Origin of the sequence: Desulfosporosinus hippei DSM 8344 (genome assembly GCF_900100785.1) — a bacterium.
Taxonomy (GTDB): domain Bacteria; phylum Bacillota; class Desulfitobacteriia; order Desulfitobacteriales; family Desulfitobacteriaceae; genus Desulfosporosinus; species Desulfosporosinus hippei.
This window is the reverse complement of sequence record NZ_FNCP01000025.1, coordinates 24,516-39,083: the sequence shown is the minus strand read 5'-3', so window position 1 is coordinate 39,083 and position 14,568 is coordinate 24,516. Positions and strand designations below refer to the sequence as shown.

General features: G+C 44.1%; 15 protein-coding genes. 10 read left to right on the top strand and 5 right to left on the bottom strand.

From position 1 onward, the window contains the following. Positions 1-43 precede the first annotated feature (43 nt). The 3 genes from BLS16_RS18035 to BLS16_RS18025 all read right to left on the bottom strand — a co-directional run bounded on the left by BLS16_RS18035 (position 44) and on the right by BLS16_RS18025 (position 1,616). Complete coding sequence (locus tag BLS16_RS18035) at positions 44-349, bottom strand: hypothetical protein (protein ID WP_092335051.1); 306 nt, start codon at positions 347-349, stop codon at positions 44-46. Continuing rightward, on the bottom strand, positions 333-848 hold the full coding sequence (locus BLS16_RS18030; protein WP_345788543.1) for a hypothetical protein: 516 nt from the start codon (positions 846-848) through the stop codon (positions 333-335). Before BLS16_RS18030 ends, BLS16_RS18035 begins: the two co-directional genes overlap by 17 nt. Positions 849-1,139: 291 nt before the next feature. Further along, positions 1,140-1,616, bottom strand: coding sequence for a YlbF/YmcA family competence regulator (locus BLS16_RS18025; RefSeq protein ID WP_092335049.1), 477 nt, complete (start codon positions 1,614-1,616; stop codon positions 1,140-1,142). Positions 1,617-1,765: 149 nt separating this feature from the next. Here BLS16_RS18025 and BLS16_RS18020 point away from each other — a divergent pair, with 149 nt between their 5' ends. Next, positions 1,766-2,455, top strand: coding sequence for a GDSL-type esterase/lipase family protein (locus BLS16_RS18020; protein ID WP_092335048.1), 690 nt, complete (start codon positions 1,766-1,768; stop codon positions 2,453-2,455). A 299-nt stretch (positions 2,456-2,754) separates the two neighbouring features. Here the strand turns inward: BLS16_RS18020 and BLS16_RS18015 are convergent, their stop codons facing one another. Next, a complete protein-coding gene (locus tag BLS16_RS18015; protein WP_092335047.1) occupies positions 2,755-3,495 on the bottom strand; it encodes a ZIP family metal transporter in 741 nt (246 codons plus the stop codon). Positions 3,496-3,672: 177 nt separating this feature from the next. On the opposite strand from BLS16_RS18015, the gene spoIIR reads away from it, so the two are divergent. Together spoIIR and BLS16_RS18005 are read left to right on the top strand one after the other, a co-directional pair. Beyond that, complete coding sequence (gene spoIIR / locus BLS16_RS18010; RefSeq protein ID WP_092335046.1) at positions 3,673-4,284, top strand: stage II sporulation protein R; 612 nt, start codon at positions 3,673-3,675, stop codon at positions 4,282-4,284. Between the two features lie 143 nt (positions 4,285-4,427). Then, the gene (locus BLS16_RS18005) at positions 4,428-5,252 is read left to right on the top strand and encodes a GerMN domain-containing protein (protein WP_092335078.1); all 825 of its coding nucleotides are present in this window, start codon (positions 4,428-4,430) and stop codon (positions 5,250-5,252) included. 110 nt (positions 5,253-5,362) lie between these two features. Here BLS16_RS18005 and BLS16_RS18000 read toward each other — a convergent pair whose 3' ends face one another. After that, entirely contained in the window at positions 5,363-5,593 is a 231-nt protein-coding gene (locus BLS16_RS18000; RefSeq protein ID WP_092335045.1) for a type II toxin-antitoxin system Phd/YefM family antitoxin, read from the bottom strand. A gap of 334 nt (positions 5,594-5,927) precedes the next feature. Here BLS16_RS18000 and BLS16_RS17995 point away from each other — a divergent pair, with 334 nt between their 5' ends. From BLS16_RS17995 to BLS16_RS17965, 7 genes are all read left to right on the top strand, one after another. Further along, positions 5,928-6,308: a MarR family winged helix-turn-helix transcriptional regulator gene (locus tag BLS16_RS17995; RefSeq protein WP_242876353.1), complete on the top strand. Its 381-nt coding sequence runs from the start codon at positions 5,928-5,930 to the stop codon at positions 6,306-6,308. A 406-nt stretch (positions 6,309-6,714) separates the two neighbouring features. Continuing rightward, complete coding sequence (locus BLS16_RS17990) at positions 6,715-7,401, top strand: response regulator transcription factor (RefSeq protein WP_092335077.1); 687 nt, start codon at positions 6,715-6,717, stop codon at positions 7,399-7,401. A gap of 47 nt (positions 7,402-7,448) precedes the next feature. Further along, entirely contained in the window at positions 7,449-9,101 is a 1,653-nt protein-coding gene (locus BLS16_RS17985) for a sensor histidine kinase (RefSeq protein ID WP_242876352.1), read from the top strand. 197 nt (positions 9,102-9,298) lie between these two features. Continuing rightward, positions 9,299-10,786, top strand: a complete 1,488-nt coding sequence (locus BLS16_RS17980; protein ID WP_092335042.1) for an HlyD family secretion protein — start codon at positions 9,299-9,301, stop codon at positions 10,784-10,786. A gap of 64 nt (positions 10,787-10,850) precedes the next feature. After that, positions 10,851-11,576, top strand: a complete 726-nt coding sequence (locus BLS16_RS17975) for an ABC transporter ATP-binding protein (protein WP_092335041.1) — start codon at positions 10,851-10,853, stop codon at positions 11,574-11,576. Next, the gene (locus BLS16_RS17970) at positions 11,573-12,790 is read left to right on the top strand and encodes an ABC transporter permease (protein ID WP_092335040.1); all 1,218 of its coding nucleotides are present in this window, start codon (positions 11,573-11,575) and stop codon (positions 12,788-12,790) included. The genes BLS16_RS17975 and BLS16_RS17970 overlap by 4 nt, the downstream gene beginning before the upstream one ends. Before the next feature lie 80 nt (positions 12,791-12,870). Further along, complete coding sequence (locus tag BLS16_RS17965; RefSeq protein ID WP_092335039.1) at positions 12,871-14,508, top strand: cell wall-binding repeat-containing protein; 1,638 nt, start codon at positions 12,871-12,873, stop codon at positions 14,506-14,508. Positions 14,509-14,568 lie beyond the last annotated feature (60 nt).

Sequence of the window (14,568 nt, the reverse complement as noted above, 5' to 3'; positions counted from 1 at the left end):
GATGTGGACGAAGCCGCCCAGTCCCAAGCGACCTAGCAAAGCCCTATAAAAGAATCTGAATAAATATTAACAGCAGAAGCAAGACAAAGGTGCTTATTGTCACGACGATTCCTAAGCTCATATAGGTTATATTAGCCAAGATAACATCAGAAAAGAAAGCAATGAAGAAGAACACGGTACAGGCCAAAAGGCCGGTTCCAAGGGTGGGATACTCCAGAAGAGGGACAAGACGCTTGAAACCATAATCCCAAGACTGTAGAGCCGTTGCATTCAAGGGTGGGGTTGAACAGGCGTCAGTTGGGGGGGGGCAGCTCCTCGGAGACAATCTCGATTTAAACGGCCATGACATAGAAGATCCCTCCCTCGGCGAGACTTACAGTAGTCTTGACCTTTGAACCATCTCCGTTGGGAATCCCGACGCCTGCTCTTTCAACAAAGAATTGAGCAATCAGCAAACTAACAGCGATAATCAGGTTTCCCGGGACACCTGGAACTTCGAACAAAGGAACGTTAAATGATGTGTCAGGGCTGCCGTCAAAGGGGGCAAAGGGGGCAGAGATAATTAGTGAGACACTTAAATTATCAGGAAAAAGAGGTTGATCTCGTCCTACAGGGCCAAAGCCTTGCCCCGGGACGGATTGTTGAGGTGCAGGCAGAGGAATTTCCCCCTTGATGGCAGCTTGGATTAGTTGGTTTAATTGGGGCATGGTCAGAGTTATCGGGTATTGACCCGATGGTGGGCGATTTGGAATAGGGGGGTGGGCAAGGGAACGTTTAAAAAGAAAGGCTATAAGAATATCTACGCCTGCCACGATCATTGCGGCAAACTGAAGTTTTGTTTTAGCCAATGGAAATATCATAGAACTAACAGGACAAAAGAAGAGGTTTCGGCGGATGGGGCTTGTCACTAAGATTGAAAAGGAAAAAGGAGTCGCCGGGAAAGGTGGCAGGCATTCAGGATGATTAATAACGGCGTTCCTCCTTTCAGCTAATCATCAGAACCAAGTGCATATAGTTACCCATCCCCCTAAGACGATGACAATTAGAAAGGCAATTAAGGTGACCGGATGCGTAATGTCGTTAATAAAATGTGCTCCCTGATATCCGGGGGGCCTCATCTCTTACTACCGTTCACAAGATTAGAGGGTAGGGGGGAGTTTAATCCCTTTTAACATATCAGGCGAGATTTGCATCTTTTCCATTACGTTTCCGCCACTTATTTTGTCGAGAATTTGTTGAGCCATGCCTTTGAATTCTTCTGGAATTGGCAGGTCATTAGCAGACGGCATCCCATGCATCGCTGTAGTCAGGGTTAGGTTTACCATAGCCATTAGTTTTTCATAGCTTTGCTGTTGAATAAAGTACGCTTTGATAAGAGGATATCTGTTCATTAATCGGACCTTAAGATCAAGAAGTGAAATAGTGTCTTTTTCCGGGGCGATTTTACTAATCATCTGAGTGGTTACAATCCCGCGTTCCTTTTCCTGGTACTGAGCAAACGCTTCTTTGCTGGCTGGATCAGCCATAATGGCAGCCTCAGCAGCTTTTAATTCCTGTACTTCGGGAGTTTGGGACAGGGCTGCCCCCAGTTCGCGGGCCTTGTCAATGTAATTCATAGGGCTACCTCCTTTTTTCCTACTACAAAATATGCGTTTGAATGCATACTGGTGTATAACGCATACACCTGATCGGCAAAGAATGCCTGTAGAAAGAAGAAGGAAAGTAGTTGAGGATGTAGAATATTGATAAAGGAAGGAGGGATTTTATGCGTACGTATAAGTTAGAAATACGCTTAATTCAAGTGGCAGTGGGGCTAGCCCTTATTGTCTTGATCGCGGGTTTTACAGGGTTTTGGGGCGAAGGGGCTAAGGTGTCGGATGTTCCGGCGAAGTCGAACGAATCAGAAACTGATTCAACACTAAGCAATCCCAAGATTGTTGCCTTAGGAGACTCCTTTACTTTAGGATATCCTTTAGACCCGGAAAAAGATTCTTGGACAACAACTTTGGCAGAGGTTCTTAAGGTGACCGTGGTGAATAAGGGAAAGACAATGCAAAATGCCAAGAACCTATTAGATCGTTTTGACACAGACGTTGTTGCCGAAAAGCCCGGTAGAGTTATTATATTTGCCGGAATCGGAGATGCCCTGCAAGAGGTGCCCCTTACGGAAATCCAGAAGAATATCAAAGCGATTGTGGAAAAAGCAAAAGCTAATCATATTACCCCTATCTTGGCGTTGCCAATCAGCTACCCAGGGGTTCGCGATAGTATTGAAGAGATTCGAGAGTGGGAGTTGGGGTACGCTCAAGAGGAGGAAATCTTAACTTTAGATTTTTCCAACCCCTTGTTTGATTCGGAAGGCAAATATAAAGACGGTTTAACGATTGATGGAAAGTATCCAAACGCTAAAGGATATAAGGCCATGGGGAATTATGCTGCTCAAGTTTTGAAGTAAATTAACCATAAAATAATTATTTTAGATGGTTGGTTCCCTCTTCCGGTAGAAAGGTATAGTATAAATAGAAATAATAGATGCCTAAAAAATCATAATTGTTTGTGCAAGAGTAAGGACGTAACGAGATTGTATTTTGTTGCGTCCTTCTTTTGACAAAACGGCCAAATGGTGCACCGGTGCACCATTTGATTTTTATTTCAGGTGCGCGGTTTTTGACGACAAAGATGCCTTAATCGGATGGGACTTAACTAAGCCCTAGACAATTTACCATTATAGCCCTGCCTTTGCGTACATCTTTATCAGGCTGGGAGCATCAGACTGATCAAGGCAAAGGCAATGAATCCTATGGTTCCACCCAGTAAGGCATAACGAGGATGTCGCTCCCGGGAAAGTGGCATTAGTTCGGCGAAAACCAGTAAGGTCATAGCGCCGGCTGCAAAGGCCAGAAAAAAGGCCAGGGAATTTTGGACACTTTCCAAAGCGATAAGACCCATTATGGCCCCCAGGGGGGTAAAAAAGGCAATTCCAATGTTCAGAAGAAGAATCTTCCACCAACGGATCTGAGCCATTTTTAAAGGAGCTGTTGTTGCCATTCCCTCAGGAAGATTGTGTAATGTAATACCAAAGGCGATTAAAAATCCCAGTCCCGGAGCAGCCTCTTGGCTAACCGCTATGGCCATTCCTTCGGGGATATCGTGTAAGGCAATTCCTGTAGCGACGAGAAGTCCGGTTCTTTTAAGACGTTGTCTTCTTGACAAGGGGAGAGTATTCGAGGTGGTATTGAGACGAATGTCTGCTAAGTACATAAATATCAGACCCAGGACAAACCCCAAGCCCACTTGATGTGGGGGTCCAACTTCCCAGGCCTCCGGGAGCAAATCGACACTCACCACAGCCAGCATCACTCCACCGGCACCAGCCAACAGGGAGGCTAAAATACGCTCTTTTGGCTTCCCAAACATTAAGACTAGCAGGCTGCCTAACGTTGTGGCCAATCCGGCTATCATACTAATCCAGACAATCTCCAAAATGTCGTTCATAAGGAACTCCTTTCTACGAATCATCGGATACACATATTTATGGCTGAAAAGGGTGCTTTATACTGATCTCAGAATTTGTCCCTTAGAATAATATAATTTGCTTGCCTACTTTGTTTAAACCTTCACATTCCTGGACAGGCTTTGTATAGAGAAAGAATGTCGGAGAGGGGTTCGGAAATGAAGGTTCGGTTTATTGCCTTAACAATGATACTTAGTATGATAGGAATTATGGCTTTTGGAGTACTTCGGGAACCTATTCCGGTGGGAATCGCCAAAGAAGAGACACTGGCTCAGACACCGGATCAATTAATTCGTTTTCACGTGCTGGCTAATTCAGATAGTGACGAAGATCAAGCTTTAAAGAGAGCGGTTAGAGATGCAATCTTGAAGGAAGTGTCACCTCAGTTGGCTGCTGCCCAGTCTTTAGAAGAATCCCGGGAAATCGTCAAAAGGATTAGGCCTGATATGGAAGGGATTGCACTTTCGGTAATTCATTCATGGAATAAAAACTACACGGTTCACACAGATTACGGTCATTTTCCCTTTCCAACTAAATCCTATGGAACCCTGGTGCTGCCTGCCGGGCAATATGAAGCACTTCGGGTGGTGATTGGCGAGGGACAAGGATCAAACTGGTGGTGTGTGCTATTTCCGGCCCTTTGTTTTGTAGATATTGAGAATTCCACCGCAGTTCAAGTGGATGGAAAAAGTCAGACAGAGTATGCTTTGAAAAGCACTCCCAAGGTGCGCTTATTCTTCTGGGAGAAGATAAAAGAATTCTTTATCTAGTGTGAGATTTAGTTGTAAGAGAAATTGGCTCTTATTGTAGATCATCTCAGATCTTTTTTGCCGGAACCTGTACTATTTTTTTGGACAAAGCATAAGGTTAAAAAAGAGGATTAGTAGACTTGTCTGAGGAAGGGGCAGAAATTATGAAAGTACGGGTTCGGAATTATAGTCTTCTGGGAGTAGTTTTACTCAGCTTGATCCTGATGACCGGCTGTGGAACGCTAGAAACACTTGTGAAAAAGGATGGAGCCTCAACGCCATTGGCTGACTGGATAGGATCAACCGGGGATAAAGAAACGACAATTCCCGCATCAACAACAACAGGAGAAGGAAAGGTGGTAGCCCTTTATTATCCTGATGCCAGTGGAAAGTATCTACTCAAGGAAGAGCGAACCTTGCCAAAAACAGTAAGCCTTGCCAGAGAGACAGTTGTTCAATGGTTAAAAGGTCCCTCGGGAAATGATTTGCTGGCCTCAGTTTCTTCAACTACGACATTACGAGATATTGCCATCAGAGACAATGTGGTTATTGTAGATTTAAGTAAAGAGTTCTTACAGCCTAACTCTAAAGTAGCCCCTGAGATTGCGCTGTATGGCTTAGTTAATACCTTGACCCAGTTTTCCACAATAAAGCAAGTTCAAATCCGTGTCGATGGTCAACCCATCAGTAAATATGGAACCATTGACGCATCAAATTTAGTCTACAAAGCCAATCTGGTTAAGACAGAGGCTTCGGGAAAAACGGTGACACCTAATACCGGAACCGGAAATTCAGGTTTAGGGATAGTAGTCCCGAATTATAATAACGGCGGTAACGACAGTACTAATAGTACTAATAACAGTAACAGCAGCAGCAGTACTAATAGTAGTAATAAGAATAGTAGTAATATTGAAAGCAAGAATGAAGGAGCTCTCAAAGATTCTCCCAGTTCAATTAATCTCTTTAATTATCCTCCAAGTTCAACCTGATAGAAATCAAAAGTAAGAGTAATTTAAAATGTAGCATAAAAACAACCACGATGTTTCAAATCGTGGTTGTTTTTATTAAAGAGTATTCCAGGTAATAATGGTATTGTATATCAATCAATAAGTTCATATTTCTTTAATCTTTCATCTTTAGACTGTTCTAAAGAGATATCATTAGAGAGAGAACCCAAAAAAGACTTGATAGTTTCTACTTTGTCGTCTTCTTTTAGAGAAGTAAGTTTTGCAATGCCCCTACCATTCTTGGTGATAATAATTTCTTCGTGATTAACGAGTGATAAATATTTTTCAATATTTGTTGTAAATTCAGTCTCAGTAATGAGCAATTCAAATCACCTCTTGGCCAAATAATAGATGATTTATTATAACAAAATGAAACTATATTTGAAGCGTAAAATTGTTCTATTATACAGTAAATATTATAATGAGCAGTATAAAGACGAGGATGTTCAGCTTTAGCTGAACGAGTATTTGATAACTAAAATCCTTATTTAAGATCTCACTAGTATTTTAGCTAACTTGTTTATTTTATACTGAATATTATCCTAAACTGTGATAATATAGAATTGTTATAATATTAGGAAATTGGAGGTGGGATGACTGGCAAACGAAGACATAATAAAGCAGCTGGAGGAAACCTTAAGACGAGCTAATGCAATTTTGTTTAAGCGTGGCCGATCGGTTCTAGTAGATATGGATATTTCTGAGCTTCAGTTCAATGCACTTTTATGCATTCGAGAATATGGGCCTTTAACTATGGGTGATCTATGCAAAAACTTATATGTAGCATGCAGTACAGCAACGGATTTAGCAGATCGAATGGAATTTGCAGGGCTTGTCGAACGTGTACGAGCTGAAAAGGATCGGAGAGTAGTCGCGCTTCACTTGTTATCAAGAGGAAATGAAGCCCTAGATGCAGTAATCGCAGAAAGACAAAAATTCATAAGCGAAATCATCAAAGATTATACCGATGCCGAATACGAAGAATTATCTCGCAGTTCAGAACTCCTTGCTGAGAAAATGGAATTAGTAGAAGTTTAACTCTCGACAATCGCCCTCGTTTAAGAAGTCTTAAGCGAGGGCATTATTATTGATAATAGAAGGGGCGAATTGCCAAGAGAACACTTTAGTGAAGTTCACGCTAAAGCGAGTGCCGATGCTGAAGGGTCAATTGCGCCCAGGTTCACATCGTAGAGCGGCCCAGAGGTTGGCGCAATTCCTTCAGCATCCAACGAGAGAGCGCTGACACAGGACGTGTCGAGTGCACCGCCCGCCAAGGACGGCATAGGGCGGTGCGGAAACGTAACGTGTGTGAACGGGCAATTCGCCCCTTACTTTCTCCAACCCCCATATTCTTCATAAAATCTTCAAAACTTTCCTAGATACATCACAAAGATTAACGTTATACTTATATCAACGAGAAAAGGGGAAAAGTGGTGGCATGAAAATGAAGATTGTTTTAGTCGATGATGAACCGGAAATTCTAACTCTCGTGAGGGATTACCTCTCGCGGGAAGGATATAACGCCCTAACTGCAGTCAATGGAGTAGAAGGGATGGAACTTATCGAACGAGAAAAGCCGGATCTTGTCTTGCTGGATTGGATGCTTCCGGGAATAAGTGGGCTGGACATGTGCAAACGTTTGCGTGAAACCAGTACAATACCGATTATCATGCTGACGGCAAAATCCGAGGAAATTGATCGGGTTCTTGGTTTAGAGTTTGGTGCTGACGACTATATTGTTAAACCATTTAGCCTACGGGAATTAGTCGCTCGAATCAAAACTGTACTTCGCCGCTCCTCAGGGGTTTCCCAGGAATACACCTCGTCAGTAATAATTCGAGGAGAGATAAGCTTAGACATCTCCAGTCATAAGGTCTTAAAATGCGGACAGGAAGTCCTTCTAACGCCTACAGAATTTAACATACTGCATTTACTTGCTACACGCCCTGGAACTGTTTATAGTCGTCTGCAGCTTTTACGGCAGGCCATGGGGGAAGAATATCTTTACTATGAACGCTCTATTGATACCCACGTCTCCAACCTGCGTAAGAAAATTGAGGACAACCCCAGCGAGCCAAAGTACATAGAAACCGTATTTGGCGTAGGGTATCGGTTTGGTGAAGGCTTGTGACTTTACGCAGGAAGTTTATTATCAGCTTAATAGGCATGGTTTTTTTTATGGCTATTTTTTTTACAGCTATAGCCTTAATCACAACCCAATCTTTACTTGGGCATGCGGAAACCTATGTCCAACAAGCCTATGGTGAAAGTTGGAAGCGGCTTTTAAGTGGATATTATGAGGCTCATGACAGCTGGGATGGAGTTCAGGGGTATATCACCAAAGTTAGCGAGGCAGAACACCGATTTGGGCCGAATTTTGAAGGGGTTGATCTTGAAGGGAGGCCGAGGCTTTTTGTCGTTGGAGTTTCCCCGGAACAAACTATTCCCGGACAGGACTTGAGAATAAGAACACGACGTGAAGGCCCACCCTTTTGGGTATTTGATCTGGAGAGTAAGGTTGTAGGGGACTTAGAGAATAAAGACCTGGGTAAAACTATTTCGCAATTACCAAACAGTAATAAAATCCCCAAGCAATGGGAAGAGATCAAGGTTAAGGAACAGACAGTAGGGTTTTATTGGCAGGAAACCCCGCTAGTTGCCGGTACTAATAATCGACTGGCCAAAACCATTGGAACCTCGATTATTCAAGCTATGCTTATTGGTTTAGGGCTTACATCCTTTGTAGCCTTAATCTTGGGAATGTTATTAACCCGGCATTTCACGAAACCTCTTAATCATTTGATGGAAGCTGTTCGCAATGTAGGGAATGGGGATTTGTCCTCCAGAGTTGATGTCAAGGGCAACGGAGATATTGCAAACTTAGCTCAAGACTTTAATCGAATGACGGAACAATTAGCTCGCAATGAGGAAGTACGTCGCAACATGGTGGCAGATATAGCTCATGAATTGCGCACACCACTTTCAGTCATCCTCGGAAAACTTGAATCAATTCAAGAAGGGGTTTTACCCTCAACTCCGGAAACCATTCTACCCATACAAGATGAAACTTTAAGACTTATTCGCTTAGTACGGGATCTCCAACAGTTAAATCTTGCGGAAGCCGGAAAATTACACATGTCTTTAAAACCGGTAAATCTAAGGAAGTTAGTAGAACGGATTACAGAGCAATTTGCCATTGAATTCGAAGAGCGAGGATTAGTTGTCGAGATCAAGGGAGAGGTACCGGATATTACAGGGGATCCCGACCGCCTGACTCAAGTCTTCGTTAATCTAATTGGCAATGCCCTTTTACATACCCCCCCGGGTGGAGCTCTACACCTAACCTTAGCGGAGATAGAACGATTTGCTGAAGAAGGAAAATTGGCTGAAAGGAACACTCATCGTTTACGAGATGTCTTCCAACGTAAAGTGGATAAGATAGAGAAACAAGAGAAACAAGAGAAACAAGAGAAACAAGAGAAACATGAGAAACTTATAAAACTTGAGAAGCTAAATGATTCAAGAATGCCTAAACAAGCTGCAGAAGGAAATCCAAAAGTATTTAAGAGTAAGGATAACTTAAAATTAAGTAGTTGGGTTCAAGTAACGGTAGAAGACTCTGGGGAAGGTATTCCCCAAGAGGAACTGGAGCATATTTTTAATCGCTTTTATCGAGTCGATAAAGCCCGAGAGCGAGAGAGCGGCGGAACCGGGTTAGGACTGGCTATTGCCAAAGAGTTTATCCAAGCCCATGGGGGGTCAATCGAAGTAAAGAGCACCCTGGGAGAAGGAAGCTGTTTTAAAATCTTATTGCCTAGGAGGCAGAAGTGAATCCCATTCAGTGAAATCTAGTAGTTCTTCAGGCAATCCTCAGCTAATCCTGACAAGATCTTAAGAAGTTTATCGTTGTTTGAACATAATACTGTGATATTCTGATTTAGGAATTTTAACCAGAATTTAGAGCATTTTTTAATCTTCCTTCTATATTAATGGAATTTCTTAAGAATACATAAAAGAGGAGAGAGAGCATGAACAAAAAATGGGTGACCATAGGGGTATTGAGCGTTTTGGTCTTGGGAGGGGGATATTGGGGCTATAAAAAGTTTACGGCCAAACCTGCAGCAGTTGCAAATATCACAGCTAAAGCTCAGATTGGAAATGTCAGCAAGGTTATCACTGCAACTGGGATGGTTAATTATCCCCAGTCCATACCCTTGCAGTTCTCCAACAATGGAGATGTGACCAGGGGACAGGTGGTCGAGTTAAATTTCAAAGTCGGAGATACAGTACAAAAGGGTCAAGTTCTGGCCAAAATTGATGAAACAAACCTGAGAGCTGATGTTGTTCAGCAGCAAGCTAACTTAGCGGTAGCTGAGGCCAGGCTTCAATCCCTATATGATGGATATAATCAACAAACCAAAGCGCAGGCTCGGTCAGAACTTGCCAAAGCTCAGAAGAGTTTGACCACTGCCCAGCAGGATGCCGATCCAGCTTATTTGGCCAACCAAGTCACCTTAGCTAATGAAAAAGTTAAACAGGCCAGTGATGTTTTGGCTAAGGCCCAGCAGAGCGGAGACACCTCATCTATCCAATCTGCTCAAAACTCTTTAAACGATGTCTTATCGGCCTTAACAACGGCCAAAAATGCCCAAAATGGTGGTGCAGCTAAGACCTTAGAAGCTGCTCAAGCAGATGTTACAGCTGCTGAATATAAAGTGAATCAGCAAGAGGCTGGCCCGACATCTACTGATATAGCGTCGGCGCAAGCCAACATAACCCAAGCTCAGGCACAACTTGACAGTGCCGTGGCAAAGTTGGCTGGAGCAACCATCATTGCGCCGACGGATGCAATTGTAATTGATTCCAACTTGCAGCTTTATCAATATACAAGCGATGATTCCAAGATTACTATAACTCCCTCAGGAACCACAGGAAGCAGTCTTGAAGTAAATGCCTCCATTGACCAGGCCGATATTGTTCAGGTTAAAGTAGGACAGAAGGTGGACATTACCCTTGATGCCTATGCAGATGACCACAGCACCGGAGTCGTGAGCTTAGTGGCTCCCCAAGGAACAACCACTTCAAACGTTACAACCTTTGAAGTTACGGTGGCAGTAGAACAAGCCAGCGATAAGCTTCGTTCGGGAATGAATGCTAATATTGACATTATTGTGGAAGAAGCCAAGGATGTTCTAACCGTACCCAGCGAGGCGATAAAAACCAGAGGTGATGAAAAAGGGGTCATGGTGCCTATGTCAGCTTCAGCTCCTCAGTCCGAGGATCAACCTAAAGCTACAGCCAAAGCTGAACAGACTGGAGCCAATGTTAAATTTGTTCCGGTGGAATTTGGTTTGGACGATGGCGAAAATGTCGAAGTCAAAAGTGGGATAGAGGAAGGGCAAGAAGTTATTACATTAGTTGGTACAACTGCTACAGCAACCAAAGCTTCTACGGGAGGATTTAGATTAGGCGGAGGAGGAGGGGGAGCAGCTGCCGGAGGACCCCCCAGAAATTAACAGGAGATTGCTTCGATCTTTTTAAGAGATATATCTATCTTGATGAATGGAGGAGGGATGTTATTTGATAACGCTTAAAGGAATCAAAAAGATATATGCTAATGGAGATATTAAAGTTGCAGCCTTAGGCGGAGTGGATTTGCACGTGGGAGAAGGAGAGTTCGTTTCCATCATGGGGCCTTCCGGTTCCGGCAAGTCGACTATGATGAATATTCTGGGCTGTTTAGATACTCCGACAGAAGGAGAATATCACTTGGACGGAACGGATGTCGCCAAGGCCAGCGGCGATGATTTGTCAGTAATTCGCAATCGCAAGATCGGCTTTGTATTTCAAGGCTTTAATCTCCTTCCCCGAACCATGGCAGTAGAGAACGTAGAACTTCCTTTGCTGTACGCGGGAGTTAGTACGAAAGAAAGACGTGCTCGGGCTATTAGTGCCTTAGAATCCGTCGGTCTCGGCAAACGAATTCACCATCGTCCTAAGGAATTATCCGGAGGACAGCAGCAGCGGGTAGCTATTGCCCGGGCCCTGGTCACAAAGCCCTCCATCATCCTGGCTGATGAGCCTACGGGGAACCTGGACAGCCGATCCAGCGAGGAGGTTATGGCCATCTTCCAGCGTTTGCATGTGGAGGGAAATACAATAATTATTGTAACTCATGAACCGGATATTGCGGAGTTTACCCAGCGGATTGTCCGTTTTCGGGACGGTCATATTGAAGGGGACGAGATCGTAAAAAATCCACGCCAGGCCCAGGCGCAAATCGCAGAGGAGGGAGGAGCAGAGTGAACTTTTTAGAAAGTATCCGTGTCTCTCTCAGGGCTTTGCGGGCGAACAAACTGAGGTCGATGCTGACTATGCTGGGGATTATCATTGGAGTAGCTGCGGTTATTGCCATGGTTGGAATCGGAAACGGTGCTACGGCTTCCATCACTTCTCAGATTCAAGGCATGGGCTCGAACTTGCTGACGATCAGCGCCGGACAATCCAATACCGGAGGGGTCAGAGGCGGGGTAGGCAGCTCCTCCAGCTTGGACATGACGGATGTATCCAAGATACAAGTAGGAACGGCTGTGAAAGCTATCGCGCCGGTTACCACTACCAGTGCTCAAGTAGTCTTAGGGAGTGGAAACACCTCTACGAGTATTACCGGCACCACAGAAGAATATGAAGCCATCAAAAATGTTTCAATCGCCAGGGGACGGTACATTACTGAAGAAGATGTGAATAAGAGCGCAAGAGTAGCTGTACTTGGCCCAACCGTTGTGGAAAATCTCATGGGAGATGCCAATGCAAATATAATTGGCAAGAACATAAAAATAAATAATGTTCCCTTTCAAGTCATCGGAGTGACTACGGCGACCGGATCAACGGGAATGACGAGCAGTGATGACATGATTACTGCCCCTATTTCCACGGTTCAGGCACGCTTGATCGGAAAAAAGACGGTGCGAAATATTCTCGTTTCTGCTACCTCCGAGGATCTTATGCAGACAGCTCAGAATGAGATTACTGCAGCTTTACGCAAAGCTCATAATCTTCCTGAAGGCAAAGAAGATGACTTCAGAGTTCAAAATCAGGCCGATATGTTAGAAACAATGCAAAGTGTCACTCAGACCTTAACCATGCTCCTGGGCGGCATTGCGGGGATTTCCCTGTTGGTTGGGGGAATCGGAATTATGAATATCATGCTTGTCTCCGTCACGGAGCGAACTCGGGAGATTGGAATTCGCAAAGCGATTGGAGCTAAAAGTATGGATATTCTTCTCCAATTTCTTATTGAGGCCGTCGTATTGAGCATCCTAGGTGGGGGGATAGGCATCGCCCTTGGGTACGGGGGATCAAACTTGGCAGGGAAGGCCTTAGCCATGAATACCAGTATTTCCCCGACTTCCGTGGTGATGGCTTTTGGTTTTTCCGCCGCTATAGGAATTATCTTCGGCGTTTTCCCGGCCCGTAAAGCCGCCGCCATGGATCCCATCGACGCTTTGAGATTTGAATAAGGGGGTCTTGCAAGTAAGGGGACATTGTCCGTTAACACCGAGTTAGATGGTTAATTAGGAGAGAGAAAGGAAGAAATTGAGTGATAAGAAAGAAACGGACTCAGACAGTTTTGAGTATCCTGGTAATGGCTTTTTTGCTGATCGGTATGCTGCCGGGGATGTTGCTGGCTGCTGATGAAAGTGGTACTGATAGCAATGGTCAGAGTTACACCACCCTAAGAGGGTTAACCTTTGTCTCTGAAGAAGAATCTGTCGTGGTTATTGGGGAAGCTACGGACGTAGAGTTTAAATTGAACCGTATTCCTACCAGTAAACTCTTTACAGGATCAGTCAATGCTACTCTAACAGATTCCCAGGGAAATGTAACTTACTATTCCGTATCCGGAGGCGGCGGTTATTACAATATTTCCAATCTCACGTTATACACCCCCGGAGAATATACCCTTAAGGTCAGTGCTGTTTCTCCTAACAAGGGTTCGGCAACGGGAGTAATCAAGGTTTTAGACGCTGTAGCCACTGTAAACGGTGCGCTCAAGGTTAATAATGAGAATTCGGTGAGTGTAAAGCTAACAGATTCCGAAGGGAATATTTTAGATCAAAGATCTGTGACAGTGGATGGAACAACGGTTGATGCCAGTCCGGCGACCCAAAGCTACACAACCCTAAGTGACGGTACCTTTATCCTTAACATTACTCCGGAAAAAGCAGGCAATGTGGATATTATCTTTGGCGGCAAGGTCATAAAATCCATACCTGTTGAGTCTGCATATGAAACGGGCAGTCGCATCGGTTCCCAGGCTTCGGATAATGTGGCACTTTCCGTTGAGATTGCTAAGCAAGGCTGGACCAGTGCGCCAAATGTGATTTTAGCAAGAGATGATCAGTTTTCTGATTCCCTTGCCGCAGCTCCACTGTCTAAAAAACTGGATGCCCCAATTCTTATGACCGGTTCTGCGACCTTAGATTCTAGGACATTAACTGCGTTACATGAGTTAGGAGCCAGGAACATATACATTGTTGGCGGAACCGTCGCTGTTTCCCAAACCATTGAAGATACATTGAGTAAAGACTTTACAGTGACTCGGATTGCCGGGCTGCAAGGATATGATACAGCGGCCTTGATTTCTTCCCAGGTGGGAATTGATTCCACTCAAACCGTTTATCTGGCTAATGGCTCCGCTATACCTGATGCCATTGCTATCAGTGCTTTTGCAGGGGCTCAAGGAAACCCAATCTTACTAACCGATCGAGATACCCTGCCGGCTTCTACGCTGCAGGCTTTGGTTAATCTAAATGCCAAAAATGTTGTACTTCTGGGAGGAACAGCGGTTATCAGTAATTCGGTGGAAAGTCAATTAAGCTCCGGCTTCTTGGTTCAACGCTGGGGAGGTTATGATCGCTATGATACTCAAAGTCTGATCTTCCAAAATCTCCTTAACAAAGATAATCCTCAATCCCCCCTCTACTTTACTTCAGGGCTGGTTCGTCAAGATGATGTCAGTTCAGGAAAACCCTATGCAGATGCTTTATTAACAGCTGCTTTGGCCGCAAAAAATGGAGGATTTGTAGCCATGACTCAACCAAACTCTCTTCCCCCAAGCTTGAACTATTTTTTGCTCTATAATAAAGGCTATATTTCCAAATCAGCGATTGTCGGCAACAACAGTGGAGTATCTTTTAATTTAGAGCAACAACTTGGACAAATGCTCAGTCGCTAAATCAATCAAGATTCTTTAAATACAATATGACAGTCCCAAGAACCAAAGTGGTACAGTTCT